Annotated in this window: 19 protein-coding genes, 1 tRNA gene and 1 pseudogene; 14 read left to right on the plus strand and 7 right to left on the minus strand. The window is 58.9% G+C overall.

Annotated features, from left to right (window positions below):
• Positions 1-69 precede the first annotated feature (69 nt).
• Positions 70-507: a 2,4'-dihydroxyacetophenone dioxygenase family protein gene (locus ACNOHI_RS19875; protein ID WP_420476432.1), complete on the plus strand. Its 438-nt coding sequence runs from the start codon at positions 70-72 to the stop codon at positions 505-507.
• A gap of 11 nt (positions 508-518) precedes the next feature.
• On the opposite strand, the gene ACNOHI_RS19880 is transcribed toward ACNOHI_RS19875, so the two are convergent.
• On the minus strand, positions 519-1,049 hold the full coding sequence (locus ACNOHI_RS19880) for a hypothetical protein (RefSeq protein ID WP_420476433.1): 531 nt from the start codon (positions 1,047-1,049) through the stop codon (positions 519-521).
• A 302-nt stretch (positions 1,050-1,351) separates the two neighbouring features.
• Between ACNOHI_RS19880 and phbB the strand changes: the two genes are divergently transcribed.
• Together phbB and ACNOHI_RS19890 are read left to right on the plus strand one after the other, a co-directional pair.
• Positions 1,352-2,098 (plus strand): acetoacetyl-CoA reductase, encoded by a 747-nt coding sequence (gene phbB, locus ACNOHI_RS19885; protein ID WP_420476434.1) that lies wholly within the window; start codon positions 1,352-1,354, stop codon positions 2,096-2,098.
• A gap of 270 nt (positions 2,099-2,368) precedes the next feature.
• Positions 2,369-3,085, plus strand: a complete 717-nt coding sequence (locus ACNOHI_RS19890; RefSeq protein ID WP_420476435.1) for a phasin family protein — start codon at positions 2,369-2,371, stop codon at positions 3,083-3,085.
• 59 nt (positions 3,086-3,144) lie between these two features.
• Here the strand turns inward: ACNOHI_RS19890 and ACNOHI_RS19895 are convergent, their stop codons facing one another.
• The 3 genes from ACNOHI_RS19895 to ACNOHI_RS19905 form a co-directional block, all read right to left on the minus strand.
• The gene (locus ACNOHI_RS19895) at positions 3,145-4,023 is read right to left on the minus strand and encodes a Crp/Fnr family transcriptional regulator (protein WP_420476436.1); all 879 of its coding nucleotides are present in this window, start codon (positions 4,021-4,023) and stop codon (positions 3,145-3,147) included.
• Between the two features lie 340 nt (positions 4,024-4,363).
• Complete coding sequence (locus tag ACNOHI_RS19900) at positions 4,364-5,008, minus strand: response regulator (RefSeq protein ID WP_420476437.1); 645 nt, start codon at positions 5,006-5,008, stop codon at positions 4,364-4,366.
• Positions 5,005-6,171, minus strand: a complete 1,167-nt coding sequence (locus ACNOHI_RS19905; RefSeq protein ID WP_420476438.1) for a histidine kinase — start codon at positions 6,169-6,171, stop codon at positions 5,005-5,007. Before ACNOHI_RS19905 ends, ACNOHI_RS19900 begins: the two co-directional genes overlap by 4 nt.
• Before the next feature lie 544 nt (positions 6,172-6,715).
• On the opposite strand from ACNOHI_RS19905, the gene ACNOHI_RS19910 reads away from it, so the two are divergent.
• Positions 6,716-7,165, plus strand: coding sequence for a DUF2721 domain-containing protein (locus ACNOHI_RS19910; protein WP_420476439.1), 450 nt, complete (start codon positions 6,716-6,718; stop codon positions 7,163-7,165).
• Between the two features lie 27 nt (positions 7,166-7,192).
• Here the strand turns inward: ACNOHI_RS19910 and ACNOHI_RS19915 are convergent, their stop codons facing one another.
• From ACNOHI_RS19915 to ACNOHI_RS19925, 3 genes are all read right to left on the minus strand, one after another.
• The gene (locus tag ACNOHI_RS19915) at positions 7,193-8,110 is read right to left on the minus strand and encodes a peptidase U32 family protein (RefSeq protein WP_420476440.1); all 918 of its coding nucleotides are present in this window, start codon (positions 8,108-8,110) and stop codon (positions 7,193-7,195) included.
• Positions 8,111-8,285: 175 nt separating this feature from the next.
• A tRNA-Asn gene (locus ACNOHI_RS19920) sits at positions 8,286-8,361 on the minus strand.
• 100 nt (positions 8,362-8,461) lie between these two features.
• On the minus strand, positions 8,462-9,676 hold the full coding sequence (locus tag ACNOHI_RS19925) for an aromatic amino acid transaminase (protein WP_420476441.1): 1,215 nt from the start codon (positions 9,674-9,676) through the stop codon (positions 8,462-8,464).
• A 119-nt stretch (positions 9,677-9,795) separates the two neighbouring features.
• On the opposite strand from ACNOHI_RS19925, the gene uvrB reads away from it, so the two are divergent.
• The 10 genes and pseudogenes from uvrB to hscA all read left to right on the plus strand — a co-directional run bounded on the left by uvrB (position 9,796) and on the right by hscA (position 20,103).
• Complete coding sequence (gene uvrB / locus ACNOHI_RS19930; RefSeq protein WP_420476442.1) at positions 9,796-11,889, plus strand: excinuclease ABC subunit UvrB; 2,094 nt, start codon at positions 9,796-9,798, stop codon at positions 11,887-11,889.
• A 78-nt stretch (positions 11,890-11,967) separates the two neighbouring features.
• Entirely contained in the window at positions 11,968-12,762 is a 795-nt protein-coding gene (locus ACNOHI_RS19935; RefSeq protein ID WP_420476477.1) for a uracil-DNA glycosylase, read from the plus strand.
• Positions 12,763-12,964: 202 nt separating this feature from the next.
• Positions 12,965-13,426 (plus strand): annotated as a pseudogene (locus ACNOHI_RS19940) (low molecular weight protein-tyrosine-phosphatase); the annotation flags it as partial.
• A 306-nt stretch (positions 13,427-13,732) separates the two neighbouring features.
• Entirely contained in the window at positions 13,733-14,746 is a 1,014-nt protein-coding gene (locus ACNOHI_RS19945; RefSeq protein ID WP_420476443.1) for a hypothetical protein, read from the plus strand.
• Between the two features lie 248 nt (positions 14,747-14,994).
• Positions 14,995-15,468: a Fe-S cluster assembly transcriptional regulator IscR gene (gene iscR, locus ACNOHI_RS19950; RefSeq protein ID WP_420476444.1), complete on the plus strand. Its 474-nt coding sequence runs from the start codon at positions 14,995-14,997 to the stop codon at positions 15,466-15,468.
• 17 nt (positions 15,469-15,485) lie between these two features.
• Positions 15,486-16,739 carry an IscS subfamily cysteine desulfurase gene (locus tag ACNOHI_RS19955; protein ID WP_420476445.1) on the plus strand — a complete coding sequence of 418 codons (1,254 nt, stop codon included), beginning with the start codon at positions 15,486-15,488 and terminating at the stop codon, positions 16,737-16,739.
• Between the two features lie 31 nt (positions 16,740-16,770).
• Positions 16,771-17,172 carry a Fe-S cluster assembly scaffold IscU gene (iscU, locus tag ACNOHI_RS19960; protein ID WP_420476446.1) on the plus strand — a complete coding sequence of 134 codons (402 nt, stop codon included), beginning with the start codon at positions 16,771-16,773 and terminating at the stop codon, positions 17,170-17,172.
• Positions 17,173-17,222: 50 nt separating this feature from the next.
• Positions 17,223-17,546: an iron-sulfur cluster assembly protein IscA gene (gene iscA, locus ACNOHI_RS19965; protein ID WP_420476447.1), complete on the plus strand. Its 324-nt coding sequence runs from the start codon at positions 17,223-17,225 to the stop codon at positions 17,544-17,546.
• A gap of 94 nt (positions 17,547-17,640) precedes the next feature.
• The gene (gene hscB, locus ACNOHI_RS19970; protein WP_420476478.1) at positions 17,641-18,156 is read left to right on the plus strand and encodes a Fe-S protein assembly co-chaperone HscB; all 516 of its coding nucleotides are present in this window, start codon (positions 17,641-17,643) and stop codon (positions 18,154-18,156) included.
• A gap of 81 nt (positions 18,157-18,237) precedes the next feature.
• On the plus strand, positions 18,238-20,103 hold the full coding sequence (gene hscA / locus ACNOHI_RS19975; protein ID WP_420476448.1) for a Fe-S protein assembly chaperone HscA: 1,866 nt from the start codon (positions 18,238-18,240) through the stop codon (positions 20,101-20,103).
• The last annotated feature ends 37 nt before the right edge of the window (positions 20,104-20,140 follow it).

Below are 20,140 nucleotides of genomic sequence, written 5' to 3' on the forward strand. Positions count from 1 at the left end.
CAAGAGTGGCGCGTGCCCTCGGACTCGGTTAGGATGGCGCGGACTTTGTCATCCCACCGTACTCGAGACATGACTTCTTCAGTAACCGTTCCATCGAGCGCACCTCTCCTTGCCTGCGACACGAATGCGCTCCCTTGGATTCCCTGGGCGATGCCCGGCGCACAATTCAAACTGTTGAGCGCCGATCCCGCCAGCGGCCGCTTCTCCCTCATGATCCGACTGGAAAAGAACTGCGCCGCGCCGATGCATCGGCATGTCGGTGCCGTCGAGGGGCTGGTGCTGGAAGGGGGCTTTCACTACGACGACGCGCCGCACATGCACTATTCGGCAGGGATGTATGTCCTCGAACGTGATGGCGCGGTGCATCGTCCCGTCAGTCAGGAGGGAGCGGTCATGTTCGCGGTCTTTCATGGCCCGATTGAGGGGCTCGACGGTGAAGGAAATGTCACCGGCCGCATCGGTTGCGATTGGCACATGCGCGTATGGGGGGAAGCAACCGCAGGCTGACGTTGCCACGCTCAACTGGCCGCAACCTTTTCATTGAGACGCCAGTATTTGCGGAGGAACTCCACGACGTTCGCATCCGTTCCCGGGGATGCATGTGTCCATTGCATTCCGTGCTTGCGCAACCGCTGAAGACGCCGCCAGCGGATGTTCGCCCAGTACACGGGCAGCCCTTGCACCTGGTACGCAGCCAGCTCTGACTCGATGTGCTCATCGTCGCCGAAGAACAACCAGTCCGCCACGAACTGGGATTGCATTCGCTCCAGTTCGTGCAACTGTGATTCGGTGAGAGGACAGCGAATCTGGTTGCGCGTCGGGGGATGATCGATCGTCCACGGCCCATGCACGTCGTCTTCGACACTCCGGTACAGCCGCATGTCGTGATCGGCGTAATAATTCTCGATCATGAAGAACGCGGCCGAGAAATAGGTCTCCCTGGTTTCTATATGCCAGCCGCAGAGGTCGTCGCCCGATTCGCAATAGAACAGCGCAAAGACAGAGCCTGCTTTGTCGGGCGAATACGAGATGTAAATCCTGGACTGCATCCGTACATAGCCTGGTCTGAAGGAATGCCGGCGGCAGCCGGCAGTGGATGCGCACAACATGCATGCGCCTTGTACGCCTTATAGACAGCCTGAGGCTGAACCGGTTCGACCGCCGGCGCAGGAAGTGCGGAGCGGCAGGAAGCCTGTATCGCTGCTGCAGCATTTCCGGACATTTCCTTTCCTCGAACTAATCCATGCAGCCGAACTCCAACAGACCTGGTGCATGCGCCAGGTGTTCCTACGTCTGTTTCGGACGAGCAGTGCAAGGGCTGACAACTTCAACATACAGCAAGGGGTGCATCATGGACGACAGAAAGGTGGCATTGGTAACAGGGGGCATGGGAGGACTGGGCGAGGCCATTTGCACGAGGCTTTGCCATGCGGGTTATCGCGTGGCGGCAACCTATTCGCCTCGCAACGAATCCGCGGCGGAATGGGTGGACATGCACAAGAAGGAAGGCGTCGAGGTATTGGCGTACAAGGTCGACGTTGCCGACTACGCATCCTGTGACGCCGGCGTAAGGAAGATCGTCGGCGACACAGGGCACATCGACATACTGATCAACAATGCCGGCATCACGCGGGATTCCACGTTGAGAAAGATGTCCTATGACGACTGGCAGGCGGTCATGAGGACCAATCTCGACAGCGTATTCAACATGACCCGGCCCGTGCTCCATGGCATGCTTGAATCCCAGTGGGGACGCATCATCAACATCTCGTCGGTCAATGGCCAGAAAGGTGCGTACGGTCAGGTGAATTACTCCGCGGCCAAGGCCGCCATGCATGGCTTCACCAAGGCGCTCGCGCTGGAGGTGGCGAACAAGGGGATTACCGTGAACACGGTTTCACCGGGCTACCTGCGCACCAGCATGGTGATGAAGGTACCGAAGGACATTCTCGAATCGAAGATCATTCCTGAAATTCCTGTCGGTCGTCTCGGCGAGCCCAGCGAGATTGCAGCACTCGTCGCTTACCTTTGTTCTGACGAGGCCGCATTTGTGACCGGCGCGAACATCGCCATCAATGGCGGGCAGCACATGCACTGACATCACGTCCTCCTCGCGCCCGGAGGTGCGTCCCACAGGCAATCGCGGCGATTGATCTGCCTCAAGCGTACGCCGGGGCGAGTGGAAGGCCGGGGGGAATGCGGACAGAATATACCAACCCCGATTCACATCCGGCAGGAGCGGCAGGAACCTCGCAAGCAGGGCATGGTCCGGCAGGTGAGGCGTCGCTGCCTGAAACGCGTAGCGGGACGGTGATTGCCGCATCCAGCCGAGTCCCATCCTCTTCTTCTCATTCCCAGGAGAGTCATCATGCAGAACGGTAGCAATCCTTTGGTCACGATGTACAACACGCAACTTGAAGCATCGCGAAGATTTGCCGAGGCCGTATTTGCCGGTTCGGAGAAAATCGACCGTGTGATGCGAGGCGCGACGCAGCGCGTCTTCAACGAGCAGTTGAACCTTGTGCAGGCAATCACGTCTGCGCGCGATCCACGGACGGTCGGATCGACGCTTCAGTCGACCTTGTTCAGCCGTAATCCGGACGACGCCATGAACTATCAGAAGGAGATCGTCCGCATCGTTGCGGAAATGCAGAACGAGATCAGCCGCTCGATGCAGGAGTGCATGACGGAGATCCGGACCGGCGCGACGGCGAGCGCAACGCGTCCCTTGCAGGCAGCACAGTCGCAGGCCAATGATGCGGTGTTCAATCCGATGACCAGCATGTTTTCAGTATGGGAATCGGCGTTCAAGGAAGTCGCGGAACTGGCCAAGAAAAACATGGTAGCCGCGCGAGGCGCAGTCGAACAGGCCGCAGGCAGGTCGGCGCAGGAGATGGCAACCTATGTCGAATCAGTGTCCGCAACAGCACAGGACGCAATGCAGCGCGCGGTCGACCAGGGCGCGACGGCCGCCACCCAGGCAGCGCGTAGTGCGGCGACCGCAGCGGCGGACACGGACGCAGTCACAACCGCCGACGACAGGCGCGGCAGTCATCATCCTTCCGGCCCGGGTCGCAAGAGGTAAGGGCCAATAAAAAGGCCCTGTCCGATGGACAGGGCCTTTCGTTAAGGCTGAAGATGTAGTCAGGCGGTGGCGAGCGTGCCCCATTCGTCATCCGGTTGCTCAGGATCTTTCGCCGCTGCCTTCGATTTTTTCGAGGCAACCTGTTTTGCGCGCGCGCTGGACGGCGGCAGGCGACGCAAGGTTTTCAGAGCGTCGAGGTCCTTGATGCCGATAGAGCGCTGGTCGACGGAAATGAGGCCGATTTCATTGAATGCCGACAGCGTGCGGCTGACGGTTTCCAGGGTCAGGCCCAGGTAGCTTCCGATTTCGTGGCGCGTCATGCGCAGGTTGAACAGCTTGCTGGAATAACCCATGTCGGCATAGCGTTCGGAAAGGTTTACGAGGAAGCGTGCGACGCGCGCTTCGGCGCTCAATGCGCCAAGCATGCTGACCATTGCCTGTTCACGCACCAGTTCGCGGCTCATGACGCTGTACATGGCATGTTCGAACTCGGGATGTGCACGGCCCAGCGCGGTCAGCTTCTTGAAGGGCAGCAGGATCAGGTCGCAATTGGACAGTGCGACAGCTTCCGATGCGTAGCGCTTGGTATGGATGCCATCGACACCGAACAGATCGCCCTTCATCGGGAAGCTCAGTACCTGCTCGTTGCCGAACTCATCGATCAGCACGGTCTTGAGGAAACCGGAATGAACGATGTACAGGGTATCGAAAGGCTGGCCGATCGTATGGATGCGTTGACCGGTCTTGAACTGCACGTGCTGGAAAAGGAGTTCTTCGTCAGTATGGACTGCGGCGGACGGAATGCGCAGTACGTCGCACAGTTCCTTGAGGTTGGACCAGAGCTTCCCCTGACGCTGCCAGCCGGCTTCCACGGAAGATGAGTGCATCGCCGGGACAGGCGTCTCGGGGCGGGGGTCATTCATTTGCGTGGATAACATGGGCTTCTCCTAATTCTGGGTGATTCGGTCTGTTCATCCGGCCTGCGACGGTGTTCATTGTGCAATCGCCGTCTCGCGCTTGCCGAAACGCCTTTGTCCCGATTTCAACGTCATGAAACAAAAGCGCGTTGTTTGCTTGTCATGCTTTGCTGTGAATGACCAGTATCGCAACCGCAACAGCCGATGGCTATCGGGGTGGGCTGAATTGACATGTAGGGAGCGGTTGCGCGATGTAGGATTTTCCTTACATGCGCCAAGGAAGTTTTCCTATAGGACTTCCGATGGGAACGTGCGTGCGACTAGCCTCGAATCCGCGAGGAGGGGACGGGCGAGGGATGTTTCAGTTTTTCAGTGGGCCAAGCAGGCGGTGCTGAACTGCGTACTGGACCATTTCCGCCAGCGAGTTCATGTTCATCTTGGTGAGAATACGCGTCTTGTGCGTACTGACCGTCTTGGCGCTCAGGTGCAACAAGTCGGCAATTTCGGTAATCGACTTGCCGCTAACGAGAAGGGTAAATACCTCGAATTCCCGGTTGGAAAGCTGCTTGTGGGGCAAGTCCTCGTTCGACGGCATCACATCCATCGCCAATTGCTCGGCGACTTCGAGGCTGATGTACGGCCGACCGGAAGCAACCTTCCGGATCGCGCTCACGAGCTGCGTACCCGCGCTTTCCTTGGTAAGGTAGCCGCGTGCACCGGCGCGAATCGCGCGTACCGCGTACTGCTCTTCTTCATGCATCGTCAGGATAAGGATGGGCAGCTTGGGGACTTCATCCTTGATCTGGCGAATCAGCTCGACGCCGCTGCGGCCCGGCATGGACAGGTCCAGCATCAGCAGGTCGAAGCCGCCTTTGCGGACGTGGGCAAGCGCTTCGAAGCCATCGACGGCTTCGCCCACGACCTGGATGTCGTCGGCTCCATCAAGAATGCGCTTCAAGCCTTCGCGCATGATAGTGTGGTCGTCGGCGATAACAATACGGATCATGGGTTTGTGGTCGGCGGGTGAGGGCTCTGTTCTGTGTTGAAAATAGGATCGATCGGAATCGATGCGTGGATCGCCAGACCATGTGGCGCCGCGTTCTCGATGCTGATTGTACCTCCCAGGACGAAAATACGTTCCTGCATGGCGATCAGGCCATAGCACCCCGGCTTGAACTCGCTGCCGGCGGCCATGCCGATACCGTCATCCTGAATCATAACATCGAGTTGGTTTTCGGTACGTTCGAATAATATGCGCGCATTGCGGGCATGGGCGTGCCGCTCGATATTGGATAACCCTTCCTGTACGACCCGGAATACTGCTGACTCGACCGGGTCGTCCAGCTTGCCGGTCATGCCCACACTTTCAACTGTGCACGCAATCGAGGTCTTCTTCCGGAAATTTTCAGCCATCCACTCGACAGCGGGGAGCAGACCGAAATCATCGAGGAGCGGCGGGCGCAATGCTGACGCCATGCTCTTTGTCATCGTGATCACGTTGTCCAGGAGTCCTTGCATCTGCGCAAGCCGAGCCGGGAGACCGTCATCGGTTTCCGGCAGGCTGTTTTCGAGCCAGTCAAGGTCGAGCTTGAGGACACTCAGACGCTGGCCGATCTCGTCATACAGCTTGCGTGAAAATCGCCGCTTTTCGATCTCCGTCGCCTGCTGCGAGGACACGGCCCAGCGGCGGAAATCGTGCGGCCGTGCGAGCCGCCGTTTTGTCTCGTGGTCGTCCCGGTGGCTGCCTGGCTCATGCAGGATCAGCGCCAGGAAAAGTTCTCCATGAACCGTAACCCGCGAGATGCTGGCGTTAAATGTCAGGCACTGTCCGTCTGCATGCACGCCCTTGAGCTCGAGCTTGCTTCGTCTCCCCGAGAACCGGGGCGCGGACAGGCGATCGAGGTGCCGCCGCGGTTCAGAGGATGTGCGGGAAGGGATCAGGATGTCGAGCGGCTTTTCAAGCAAATCGTCCGCCGGATAGCCGAACATCCGCTCGACCTTCTGGTTGACGAGGACGATGTGCCGCATCGAGTCGACAATGACCACGCCGTCCATTGCGGAATGAATCACCGACAGAAGTGAAGGGCCGACCTTGGCGGCGGGGAAGCGCGACAGGGAGGTGATGAAATTTGGCAGTTTGCCCGTGCTGTATTCCAATTGTGTGGTCATCGCAATTCTCTGTTGCCAATGCCTGTTCCGCACTCATGTGCGTCGGAGTATTGTTGCCGCCGTAAGGGCGGCCGATCCGGCACTGGACAAGGGCACCGGTCTGTCGGCCGCGAGTAAGTGCTTAACCTCGATCCGACTGCCGGGAACCGCAAGATCCTCGCCAATAGCTAGCGGGTGTGACCGCGGCAGCTCCAGGCGTAGCCCTGTACTGCAAACGTTCGCCCACGTATATCAGCCTAAGACCGTCGTCAGCTCAAATTAACAGACCAAAGTGAAGCCGGATTGAGAAATAACAACCAGTCGATTGCGATAGGGTAAGCGGATCGGCAAGCGGTTCCAGCGGCGTTTTCGCTCCTTGCGTTTGCTCAAGCACGCGTGGCTCGCATATCGGTGGCGAGCGCAGACCTTGCAGACGAGCGCCCGCTCGGGAAGATGGCTTGCGTGAAAATTTCCCGCCGCGTGCTGCTACACTACGTCGTCCTCGTCGTGGGGGAGAGGCCGGCCGCACTCCCGGGCATCCTGGCGTATTCGAACGAACAAAAAAATGGATATTCATCTCGGCGACATCAGCCACATCATTCAACTCTCGATTGCTCCGGTGTTCCTCCTGACCGGTGTCGGGACGAAACTCGCCGTCCTGACCAACCGCCTTGCGCGCATCATCGACCGGTCTCGTGTGCTCGAAGACAGATTGGGGGCAGCGGGAGGTGCAGGATTTGCCGAAGCACATTCCGAACTGCTGACCCTGTACCGACGCGCCCATCTGATCAATCGTGCGATCACCCTGAGTACATGTTGCGGCCTGCTTGTGTGTGTCGTGATTGCTGCACTCTTCATCGGTGACGCCCTTGACCTTGCACTGGCGAAATTCATTGCGCTGTGCTTCGTCGCCGGGATGTTGTCCCTCATAGGCAGCTTCGTGTACCTTCTCCGCGAAATCTTTGTCGCAACGCAGACGCTCTCACGGCGCAATCTGCCCAGCGTTCCGAAATAGCGGTCATCGCATTCCGGGGAGGCCGCGCTAGCGTTGCCAGCAGGACGCTACCGCATACCGTTCACGATCGGCGAGGCAGCGATCGATCGCTGTCCGCCAAGTGCCTGCGGTCCTCGCGATTTCATTCGGCAGATCGTTCCTAGGCTCCACCTGTATTGCACGGATGCCGAGCGACGACAGCAAGGGCAAGCGCTCCAATAGCACGGTCAAATGCCCGTTTGTCAAAAAGCATGGGTCATTGCAGGGTTTGTCTACGACTTCGGGAAACAGGCAGTCGTAAGGCGCGCCTTCGGCAACCGACATGCGTGACGTTTCGCAAGCCAGAATTTCGATCTCGACATTGGCCTTGGTCGAAATCTCGACAAGCTGTGCCACCGATAGTAATGGCGTGACAAGGACGCGTGCAGCGTTTAATTGCAAGGTCAGCTGCGTTGCAGTCCTCGCGCACACGTCGGGGCATGCAACGAAGTGCAGGGGGAGCGCGGGAAAATGGATTGCGCAATGGAGCGCGAGCGAAAAATCCGACAAGAGGATCGCGTCGAATCCTTGTGTCGCTGCCCACTCGACCGCATCACGGCAACTCTTCCATCGCGAACCCTGAGCGGAGAAGCAGAGATCGAGAACAATCTTTCTTCCTCTTCCATGCACGTAGCGAATTGCCTGGGAGATGCGTGCATCCCTGGGAGGGGTTGCGCAAGCATGCGCAAGTGCATATGGCAGGCGCACCCAGTCTGCGCCGGCGTCTATCGCAGCCCGTATCCCCGCTGGGCTTGCGGCAAGACATGCAAGTTGCAGCCGGGAGGCTGATGATGAAGGAGCTGCAGCAACATGCGACGTTGTGGATTTCATGACGAGCCTCCGCCGGTGGAAGCAAACGTAAAGCAACGCTACGCAGAAGGCGTTTCCGAATGGAATCGGGGAAACGCCATTTCCTGTTTCTGGCATGCAATCGATTTCAATCTAGCACTGTTTCGCGTGGTCAGTTTGATATCACGCAAATCTCGTTGCCTGTGGGGAGCGCTCAGTGAGGGGGCAGATGATGGCGGACGGACGCCGCAATCGAAGCAACGCAGAAAAACAAAAAGGGCTTACGCTTTCACGTAAGCCCTTCGAAATTTTTTGGCTCCCCGACCTGGACTCGAACCAGGGACCTGCGGATTAACAGTCCGTCGCTCTACCGACTGAGCTATCAGGGAACAGCAGAAACGCTATTATAGGCAGATCTTTTTGTCCGTGTCAAAACTTTTGGATCAGAAATGCGGATGAAAGCGTAATTGTTTCACCCGCGGACGCAAATTACAGGACCTTGCCGATCGCATCGACGACTGCGTCGATATTGCGCGAATTGAGCGCGGCTACGCAAATACGGCCGGTATCGACGGCATAGACGGAAAATTCGCCGCGCAGGCGTTCCACCTGGGCCTTGGTCAGGCCGGAGTAGGAGAACATGCCGCGTTGCTTGATGACGAAGTCGAAGTCCTGGCCTGGGACCTTGTCCTTCAGCTTCTGCACCAGCGCCTGACGCATTTCGCGGATGCGCACGCGCATGCCGGCCAGTTCGTCTTCCCACATCTTGCGCAGTTCGGGCGTCGACAGGACGGTTGCAACCACCTGGCTGCCGTGGATCGGCGGGTTGGAGTAGTTGGTGCGAACAACGCGCTTCAGCTGCGAGAGGACGCGGGAAGCTTCTTCCGCATTGGCAGCGACGATGCTCAGGGCGCCGACGCGCTCGCCATACAGCGAGAACGACTTCGAGAAGGAGTTCGACACGAACAGCGGTCCGCCTGCGTCTGCAAAACGGCGCACAACCTTGCCGTCCTCGGCGATGCCATCGCCAAAGCCCTGGTAGGCCATGTCGAGGAAGGGCACCAGTCCGCGTTCGGTGACAACCTTGATCACGTCAGTCCACTGGGACTCCGACAGGTCCGCGCCAGTCGGGTTGTGGCAGCAGGCGTGCAGCACGACGACGGAGCCGGCCGGCATGTCCTTCAGTGCCTTCAGCATGCCGTCAAAATTCACGCCGCGGGTGGCAGCGTCGTAGTACGGATAGTTGTTGACGGTGAAGCCAGCGGATTCGAACAGTGCGCGGTGGTTTTCCCAGCTCGGGTCGCTGATCCATACTTGGGCATTCGGGGAGAAGCGCTTGAGGAAGTCCGCGCCCAGCTTCAGTGCGCCGGTGCCGCCGATGGCCTGCGCGGTAATCGCGCGCTTTTCCTGGATGACGGCGCTATCCGCCCCGAATACCAGCTCCTGCACCGCCTTGTCGTAGGCTGCGAGGCCTTCGATCGGCAGGTAAGTACGCGGTGTTGCCTTTTCCATCAGCTGCGCTTCGGCCTTGCGAACGCATTCGAGCAGCGGCACCTTGCCGTTGTCATCGTAATAAACACCGACGCCGAGGTTGACCTTGTTCGGGTTCTGGTCGGCGTTGAAGGCTTCGGTAATTCCGAGGATCGGGTCGCGCGGCGCCATTTCGATGGCGGTCAGCAGGGAGGCGGGAAGGGATTGGCTCATCGTGATAACATGAAAAGTTGACTGTAAAAGCGGGCTTTTGCAGACGGGTTGTAGTCAGTTCCGAGCAGGATGGCCGGAACGGATGTGCAACTTTCTATTCTACCAAAGGTCGAATGCAGATGGCAGATTTATCCCAGGTATCAAGCACCGTCGACGAATCGCGGATCGTCACTTTTCCGGACTCGCCTTACCGGCTCTACCAGCCGTTCCCGCCTGCGGGCGACCAGCCCGACGCAATCGCCAAGCTGGTCGAGGGCATCGAGGATGGATTGTCGTATCAGACCCTGCTGGGGGTGACCGGTTCCGGCAAGACGTACACGATGGCAAACGTCATCGCGCGCCTCGGTCGTCCCGCGATTGTCTTCGCCCCGAACAAGACGCTCGCCGCGCAGTTGTACAGCGAGTTCCGCGAGTTCTTTCCGCAGAACGCCGTCGAATATTTCGTCAGCTATTACGACTACTACCAGCCGGAAGCCTACGTTCCGCAGCGCGACCTGTTCATCGAAAAGGATTCGTCCATCAACGAACATATCGAGCAGATGCGCTTGTCGTGCACGAAGTCGCTGATGGAGCGCCGCGATGTGGTGATCGTTGCGACGGTCTCGGCCATCTACGGTATCGGTAATCCGAACGAATACCATCAGATGATCCTGACGCTGCGCGCCAAGGACAAGGTGAGCCAGCGCGATGTGATCGCCCGGCTGATCCAGATGCAGTACACGCGCAATGAGGTCGATTTCGGACGCGGGACGTTCCGGGTGCGGGGCGATACCATCGACGTCTTCCCGGCCGAGCATGCCGAACTCGCACTGCGTATCGAGACATTCGACGACGAAATCGAGAGCCTGCAGCTGTTCGATCCACTGACCGGGCGCGTCCGGCAGAAAATCCCGCGCTTCACCATCTATCCGGGCTCGCATTATGTGACGCCGCGAGCGACCGTTCTCAGGGCAATCGAAACGATCAAGGAAGAGCTGCGCGAGCGCCTCGAATTCTTCCGCAAGGAAAACAAGCTGATTGAGGAACAGCGACTGGAACAGCGTACCCGCTTCGATCTCGAGATGATGCAGGAACTCGGATTCACCAAGGGCATCGAGAACTACTCGCGGCATCTTTCCGGGGCAAAGCCCGGAGAGCCGCCCCCTACGCTGGTCGACTACCTGCCGCAGGATGCGGTGATGTTCCTGGACGAGTCGCACGTGCTGCTCGGCCAGCTCAACGGGATGTACAACGGCGACCGTGCGCGCAAGGTCAATCTCGTCGATTATGGCTTCCGCCTGCCGTCCGCCCTCGACAACCGGCCACTCAAGTTCGAGGAATTCGAGGGCAAGATGCGCCAGACGGTCTTCGTATCGGCGACGCCGGCGGAGTACGAGGCAACCCACGCTGGGCAAGTGGTCGAGCAGGTGGTTCGTCCCACCGGCCTGGTGGATCCGGTCATCCAGGTGAAGCCGGCAAGCACACAGGTAGACGACCTGATGTCCGAGATCACCGACCGTGTAGCGAAAAATGAGCGCGTGCTCGTGACAACGCTGACCAAGCGCATGGCGGAGCAGCTGACGGAATTCCTGGGGGATAACGGGGTAAAGGTTCGTTATCTTCACAGCGATATCGATACGGTCGAACGCGTGGAGATCATTCGTGACCTTCGCTTGGGAACCTTCGATGTGCTGGTCGGGATCAACCTGTTGCGCGAGGGTTTGGACATTCCGGAAGTGTCACTCGTGGCGATCCTGGACGCAGACAAGGAGGGGTTCCTGAGATCCGAGCGAAGCCTTATCCAGACAATAGGCCGTGCAGCGCGGAATTTGAATGGTACAGCGATCCTCTATGCGGACCGTGTCACCGATTCCATGAAGCGGGCCATTGACGAAACCGAGCGGCGCAGGGCGAAGCAGGTCGCGTTCAACAAGGCAAACAACATCACGCCGGCCGGGGTCAAGAAAGAAATCCGCGACCTGATCGATGGCGTGTACAGTCCGCAGGAGGCGAAGGCCGAGCTGCTGGTGGCGCAGGAGCAGGCCAAGTACGAATCCATGAGCGAGAAGCAGGTCAGCAAGGAAATCAAGCGCCTCGAAAAGCTGATGGTCGAACACGCCAAGAACCTCGAATTCGAAAAAGCCGCGCAGGTGCGCGATCAACTGCACACGCTCAAGCAGCAGCTGTTCGGCGCTCCTGGCCTGGACAACGTCGTCTCGATGTCGGGCAAGTAGGGCGTGCCTGTGAACGCCGCGCCATCCGCAACAGAGGAGTGCGGCGGTACAATCGTGGTTTTCCGCTCCCGACCTATCATGTCCGATAACTATCCGCCGGCGATCCTAGATGCGCTCAAGCTGGCCGATCCCTCTTGGCTGCCCATTCTGATGCAGGGGCTCGACGCAGTTCGCGCCGCAGACCCTGCGTATCTCGACAAGTTGTCAGCCGGCGCTTTCCTGCCAACGCAAGGCCGCCTTTTTGCAGCCTTTATGCAACCTCTTCACCACGTCCGTTACGTGCTCGTAGGAGAGGGGCCGTACCCGCGTGAGCAAAGCGCGACAGGCGTCTGCTTCATGGATGGCGCCGTGGAGTCGCTTTGGTCTGAAAAGGGATTGTCCAAGCAGGTCAACAAGGCCACGTCGCTGCGCAACTTCATGAAGATGCTTCTGGTCGCCGCGGGGATTCTTTCGGAAGGCGAAACATCAGGCGACGCGCTTGCCCATGTTTCACTGAAGGCCCGTGCCATCGGATCGCCCTTCATCCAGACGCTAACCGAATTGCAGGCAAACCTGACTGCGCAGGGTTTCCTTCTCCTGAATGCATCCCTTGTCTTCCGTCCGGACGTCGCTCCGGCGAAGGACGCCAAAGCCTGGCAACCTTTTCTCCAGACTGTCTTCGCCGCGCTTGCCGCGAATGCGGAAGAAACGCGTACCGACCTGCCCAAACTCGTCCTGTGGGGGAAAATCGCCGAGCAGTTGAATGCTCTGGAAATTACCGCGACTTTCCCACGTGCCGTTTCCGAACATCCCTACAACCTCAGCTTCATCGCAAACGCCAACATGCAGTCGCTCTTTGGTCCGATGGACTTGCTCCTCAAACGACGGGCCTAACAGCGCCTGCCAGTAACTGAAGCGGCGGAAACTTCCTTGCGACTCGCTCAGGTATTCGCACAGGAGCGCATCGAAGCGCGTCGCCCATGTTGCCTGTTTTTTAACAAATGCTTGCGCAAGCTCATGGCTTACTGCCGCAGCTGCTGTAACCATCCGAGTTATCCGTATGCCGGCGAGCGCCGGGTGTGATTGAGGATTCCTTATGAAATCGACGCAAATCCTGTTCGTCTGCATGGGCAACATCTGCCGCTCGCCGACTGCGGAAGGCGTGATGCGCAAGTACGTGGACGAATTGGGGTTGTCGCAGCAAATCACGGTGGATTCGGCGGGAACCCACGATTACCACGTTGGCGAGGCCCCCGATCCTCGAGCGCAGATTGCAGCGATGCGGCGGGGCTACGACCTCTCCGGATTGCGCGCAAGGCAAGTCGAGACCGCAGATTTCGAGCGCTTTGACCTGGTCCTTGCGATGGACTTCAATAACCTCGCGGCGCTGCAAGCCTGGTGTCCACCAGGGCTCGCACAAAAGATGGGTCTGCTAATGCCTTACGCGCGGTCACGGCGCGCTACCATCGTTCACGACCCGTACTACCGGAGCGACCGGGATTTCGATCATGTGCTGGATGCGATCGAGGACGCATGCAAGGGACTTCTTGATGCGGTGGTGGGCGACGACAGCCTGCCGAATGATCCCGGCCAGCGCCTTCGGGCGAGGATCACCGCGCAGCCTAATTCATGGGCGTTTCCGGCAAGAATGGCGAGTTCGCGTCCGTGATTCCGGTGGAGTCGCAAGATTATTCCGGATGGGCGACATGTAAAAATTACCACGCCGGTTTGAATAAAAATTGCCGCGCTTGACCCTTGCCGCTAGCGGCAGATACAAAAAGTAGCTGTGCTGGAGAGGTCCGCAAGGATGGTATGACGATTGCATATAGCAATGTCGGGTACATATGCCAAATCGAGTGGTGTCATGGACGCGATGAAGTCGACAATAGCGGCGGTCGTGTGGCTGGCGGCGAGCGTGGCGTCTGCACAGGACGTCATGCCGGAAGTGCAGGCTGCTTCGGATTCTCCCTTTTCAGGTGGCGGGGATGCCCTTGAGCCGCTCCTGAACTCCGTGAAAGTTTCTGATGTCCCCTCGCAGGCGAACAGCGTTGCTGGTAGCGACCTTTCGCGTACGCGATATCCTGGTGCAAGTTTTCTCTCTTCCTATCTCCCGACATCGGTTGGCCAAATCAGAACATCGGTCGGTTTGTATTCGCTGGCAACGTCGTCTGTTTCGGCTTCATTTATCCGGGAGCACACGGGAATCGATACGCGCGCAACGCTCTCAAGCGAGCGCTGGCTGGAACAGCGCCCCGGATTCGCGCAGACGTTTTCTGTCGGCCATGCCTGGCAGGACCTGACGTTTGAAGGGGCGGCATTTTCCAGTCCCGACGACGGGAGGCCGCCAGTAGGTCGGGAACCACGAAAGATTGATTCCCGCTCCGCGCGACTGTCGTTTTCTCCTCTCGAAAACTGGGTCGTGCGCCTGACGCGAGGAACGGTAAGCGGCCTGGATCATCTCGTCGTGGGCGAGCAGGTGCGGCGAACTGCGCTTTCCGCCACCTATCGCCGCGCGTTCGCCGAAGGCGACTGGGAGGCCACGCTGGCATGGGGGCGCAATTCCAGAAAGTTCCGGGAATCTACCGTCGGGTATCTGGTTGAGTCGGCCTTCCGGTTCGATGGTGTTCACTCCCTGTTCGGACGGTTCGAGCAAGTAGGCAGCGATGAAATTGTCCGGGAAAATGAATCCCTCCAGCGCCAATTGTTCATGATGAACAAGTTGACATTGGGATATGCCCAGGACCTGCGGGTGACTTCTTCCATGCGAATGGACGTAGGTGCTTATGTCACCCGCTATTTCGTTCCGTCCAGCATGTCACCTTCTTACGGTTCAGGGCCGACCGCCTACATGATGTTCGCCCGTGTGAAGCTCCAGTAACGCCACGTCCAGCCTGCGCGGTGCCATGCGAAATATGAAATAATAGCGTTGCACCGCAGCAAACAGCCTTCAGTCCTTCGTCTAGCGCAGCGCGCTCCAGTCCTTGTCCTGCCTGATTGCCTGCGCCCATGAGCCGGCCCTCCAATACCTGACAAAATCACTCAACTTTGATATACTTGACCAAAATCTTCGGGAATCGAGGATATTCGAGTGAACGTGGATAAAGTTTCCTTTTGGAGTTGAAGTCTATGCGTCTGACCACCAAGGGCCGTTTTGCAGTGACTGCGATGATCGACCTCGCAATGCGCCAGGACAAGGGGCCCGTTACATTGTCCGCGATCAGCCAGCGTCAGGAAATTTCGCTGTCTTACCTCGAGCAGTTGTTCGGCAAGTTGCGCCGGCATGAAATTGTGGAATCGGTGCGCGGCCCCGGCGGAGGTTACACGCTTGCCCGTCGCCCGGAAGATGTGACGGTCGCCGACATCATCATTGCCGTCGACGAACCGCTGGACGCCACGCAGTGCGGGGGCAAGGAAAATTGCCACAGCCACGGCCACGAGCACGGTTCGCGCTGCATGACGCATGACCTGTGGGCAACCCTCAATGCCAAGATGGTCGAGTACCTGGATTCCGTGTCGCTGAAGGACCTCGTGGACCAGCAGCGCCAGAAGAACGCTGAACACAATGTGGTGGTGGTTCCCCGTCCCCACGTAGCTGCATGATTGGAGTAAGTGAGAGTATGAACGCCCCCCTGGAAAAAAGCCTCGTCGACACCATCAAGGCTCCCCATTTCCCGATCTACATGGATTATTCGGCGACCACGCCAATTGACCCACGCGTGGCCGACAAGATGATTCCCTACCTGCGCGAGCAGTTCGGCAATCCGGCATCGCGCAGCCATATGTACGGCTGGACGGCGGAGAAGGCGGTCGAGGAAGCGCGCGAGCACGTGGCCGCGCTGGTGAATGCCGATCCGCGCGAAATCATCTGGACCTCGGGCGCGACAGAGGGCAACAACCTTGCCCTAAAGGGCGCGGCGCATTTTTACAAGACCAAGGGCAAGCACATCATTACGGTGAAGACAGAGCACAAGGCCGTGCTCGACACCGTGCGCGAACTCGAACGCCAGGGCTTCGAAGCCACCTACCTGCAACCGCAGGATAACGGCCTGATTACGCTGGAGCAGATCCAGGAAGCCATCCGTCCGGACACCATCCTCGTTTCCGTCATGCTGGTGAACAACGAAATCGGCGTGATCCAGCCGATTCCGGAAATCGGTGAACTCTGCCGTTCCAAGGGCATCATCTTCCATTGCGACGCTGCGCAGGCCACCGGCAAGGTGCATATCGACCTCGAGAAGTGGAAGGTCGACCTGATGACCTTTACCGCGCACAAGACCTACGGCCCGAAGGGTATTGGCGCACTGTACGTACGCCGCAAGCCGCGTGTTCGTATCGAACCGCAAATGCATGGCGGTGGTCATGAGCGTGGACTGCGTTCCGGCACGTTGCCTACGCATCAGATTGTCGGCATGGGAGAAGCATTCCGTATCGCCAAGGAAGAGATGGACACCGAGATTGCGCGCATCAAGGCATTGCGCGACCGTCTGGCGAAGGGCCTGACCGAGATCGAAGAGGTGTACGTCAACGGCGACATGGAGCACCGCGTTCCGCACAACCTGAACGTCAGCTTCAACTATGTCGAAGGCGAGTCGCTGATCATGGCGATCAAGGATATCGCGGTGTCATCCGGCTCGGCCTGTACGTCCGCCAGCCTGGAGCCGTCGTATGTCCTGCGCGCACTCGGCCGTAGCGACGAACTGGCGCACAGCTCGATCCGCTTCACCATTGGCCGGTTCACGACCGAGGAAGACATCGACTTCACGATCAACCTGATCAAGACCAAGGTTGCCAAGCTGCGTGAACTGTCGCCTCTGTGGGAAATGTACAAGGACGGCGTCGACCTCAACTCTATCCAGTGGGCTGCGCACTAAGCGGCATTGCAAAAGCTAAAGGAGCATCAACATGTCTTATTCCGAAAAAGTTCTCGACCATTATGAAAACCCGCGCAATGTCGGTTCGTTCGAGAAGGGCGACGAATCGGTCGGCACCGGCATGGTCGGCGCACCGGCCTGCGGTGACGTAATGAAGCTGCAGATCAAGGTCGGCGCCAATGGCGTGATCGAAGACGCGAAGTTCAAGACCTACGGCTGCGGCTCGGCGATCGCCTCGTCGTCCCTCGTGACCGAATGGGTCAAGGGCAAGACGCTCGACCAGGCCATGTCGATCAAGAACACGCAGATCGCGGAAGAGCTCGCGCTTCCCCCGGTGAAGATCCACTGCTCGATCCTCGCCGAGGACGCGATCAAGGCTGCCGTGCAGGATTACAAGGCCAAGCACGCAGCCGACTCGAAAGAAGCGGCCTGATTTGTGTGCCCGGTCTGGCCGGGCGGTACTGGAGAAGAAGCATTAGCGCCATGGCAATCACATTGACTGAAAAAGCGGCAAAACATATCAACCGTTATATCGAGCGGCGGGGCAAGGGCATCGGCCTGCGTTTCGGCGTGCGTACCACCGGATGTTCGGGCATGGCATACAAGCTCGAGTATGTGGATGAGTGCACGGCGGACGATGCGGTGTTTGAATCGCACGGCGTCAAGGTGTTCGTCGACCCGAAGAGCCTGCCCTATATCGACGGTACCGAGCTGGACTTCGCGCGTGAAGGGTTGAATGAAGGCTTCAAGTTCCATAACCCGAACGTCAAGGACGAGTGCGGCTGCGGCGAAAGCTTCCGTATCTGACCGGTTTCGGCGCGCTCCTCCTGGAGGAGCGCCGGAAAGCCGTTTCGCATACCAAGCCTGTTGAAGTCCGGACAGGCTTTTGTTTTAGATGACCATGCAAAACCACTTCGAGCTGTTCCACTTGCCACAACGCTTCGCGATTGAGACCGAAGCGCTGGACAAGGCATATCGCGAAGTGCAGAGCCGCGTTCACCCGGACAAGTTCACCAACGCGACCGATACCGAGAAGCGGGTCGCGATGCAATGGGCAACGCGGGCCAACGAGGCTTACCAGACGCTCAAGAGCCCGTTCAAGCGTGCCGCCTATCTGTGCGAGCTAAACGGGATCGATCTGCAAACCGAATCGAATACCGCCATGCCGCGCGAATTCCTGATGCAGCAGATGGAGTGGCGCGAGGCCTTGGACGACGCGAAGGCGGCGCGGGATATCGATGCGCTGGAGAACCTCGAAACCGACTTGCGCGCTGTACGCAAAGCCGAGCTTGAACAGATCGGCAAACTGCTGGACGCGAAGGATTTCGAGGCTGCGGCGAAGGGCGTGCGACAGCTCATGTTCCTTGAAAAATTCGGAAACGAAGTCCACTCGGTTTTCGAGAAGCTGGAAAGCTGAACAGTAGAATATTGAAAAAGGGAACCGCGACTGGTCCCGGCGGAATCGCTGGCCGGTGCGTTGACTGACTGAAGACAACCTATGGCGCTACTCCAAATTTCCGAACCCGGCATGTCCACCGCGCCTCACCAGCATCGGCTGGCCGTGGGGATTGACCTGGGGACGACCAATTCGCTTGTTGCGACTGTCCGCAGCAGCATTCCCGAGGTACTTGCCGACGAGGAGGGCAGGTCGCTGCTGCCGTCGATCGTGCGCTACCTCGCCAGTGGCAATGCGAACATCGGCTACAAGGCGCAGGCTGCGCAAACCACCGATCCGAAGAACACGATTGTCTCCGTCAAGCGCTTCATGGGCCGCGGCCTGAAGGACATCGCTTACGCCGAGAACCTGCCGTACGATTTCGTCGACGCGCCAGGCATGGTCCAGTTGAAAACTGTCGCGGGCGTCAAGAGTCCGGTTGAAGTATCCGCCGAAATTCTTGCGACCCTGAGGCAGCGGGCGGAAGACGCGCTCGGCGACGAATTGGTCGGTGCCGTGATCACTGTTCCCGCGTATTTCGATGATGCGCAGCGTCAGGCCACCAAGGATGCGGCCAAGCTCGCCGGCCTGAATGTGCTGCGCCTGCTGAATGAGCCGACCGCGGCCGCGATCGCGTACGGGCTGGACCACGGCTCCGAGGGTATCTACGCCGTGTACGACCTCGGCGGCGGCACGTTCGACATTTCCATTCTCAAGCTGACCAAGGGGGTATTCGAGGTGCTTGCAACTGGCGGCGATTCCGCGCTGGGTGGCGACGACTTCGACCACCGCCTCATGTGCTGGATGATTGAGCAAGCGCATCTCGCTCCCTTGTCCGAGAAGGACATGCGCATTTTGATGGTCAAGTCGCGCGAGACCAAGGAGTTGCTGTCGACGCAGGCGGAAACGCACATCGACGTCGTGCTTAATTCCGGCGAGGAGGTGCATCTCACGATCACGGCGGCGATCTTCGCGCAGATCACGCAGCATCTCGTCAACAAGACGATTACTCCAACCAAAAAAGCACTTCGCGACGCCGGATTGTCTGCAGATGACGTGGACGGTGTTGTCCTGGTCGGCGGTGCCACACGTATGCCGCACATCCGCAAGGCAGTGGGCGACTTCTTCCAGACCACGCCACTGGCCAATATCGATCCAGACAAGGTCGTCGCGCTTGGCGCGGCCATCCAGGCCAACCTGCTCGCGGGGAATCGCGCTCCCGGAGATGACTGGCTGCTGCTCGATGTCATTCCCCTGTCGCTTGGCATTGAAACCATGGGCGGCCTGGTCGAGAAGGTCATTCCGCGCAACTCCACGATTCCATGCGCGCGCGCGCAGGAATTCACCACGTTCAAGGATGGACAGACTGCGATGGCCATTCATATCGTGCAGGGCGAGCGCGAGCTCGTCAGCGATTGCCGCTCGCTCGCACGTTTTGAATTGCGTGGCATCCCGCGAATGGCGGCAGGCGCAGCGCGCATCCGCGTCACCTACCAGGTCGATGCAGACGGCCTGCTCTCCGTGTCGGCGCGCGAACTACGCTCCGGCATCGAAGCGTCGATTTCCGTTAAGCCTTCCTATGGGTTGGGAGACGACGAGATCGCGAAGATGCTGCAGGACTCATTCCAGTCTGCCGACACCGACATGAAGTTGCGTGCCCTGCGGGAAGAGCAGGTGGAGGCAGAGCGCATACTCCTCGCTACGCAATCCGCGCTCGATGCCGATGGCGATCTGCTGACGGAGCAAGAACGCGAGGAAATCGCGACCCTGATGGCCGGGTTGCGCCAGACCGCCGGTGGCGAGGACCATGACGCGATCAAGACGTCCGTCGATGCACTTGCAAAGGGAACCGAGGAATTTGCCGCGCGCCGGATGGATCGCAGCGTCCGTGCCGCCTTGGCAGGCAAGAAGCTCGACCAGGTGGCATGACCGCCCGGAAAAACCATCAATAACACTCTATCGAGGT

Source organism: Noviherbaspirillum sp. ST9, from assembly GCF_048799745.1.
Classification (GTDB): Bacteria; Pseudomonadota; Gammaproteobacteria; order Burkholderiales; family Burkholderiaceae_D; genus Noviherbaspirillum.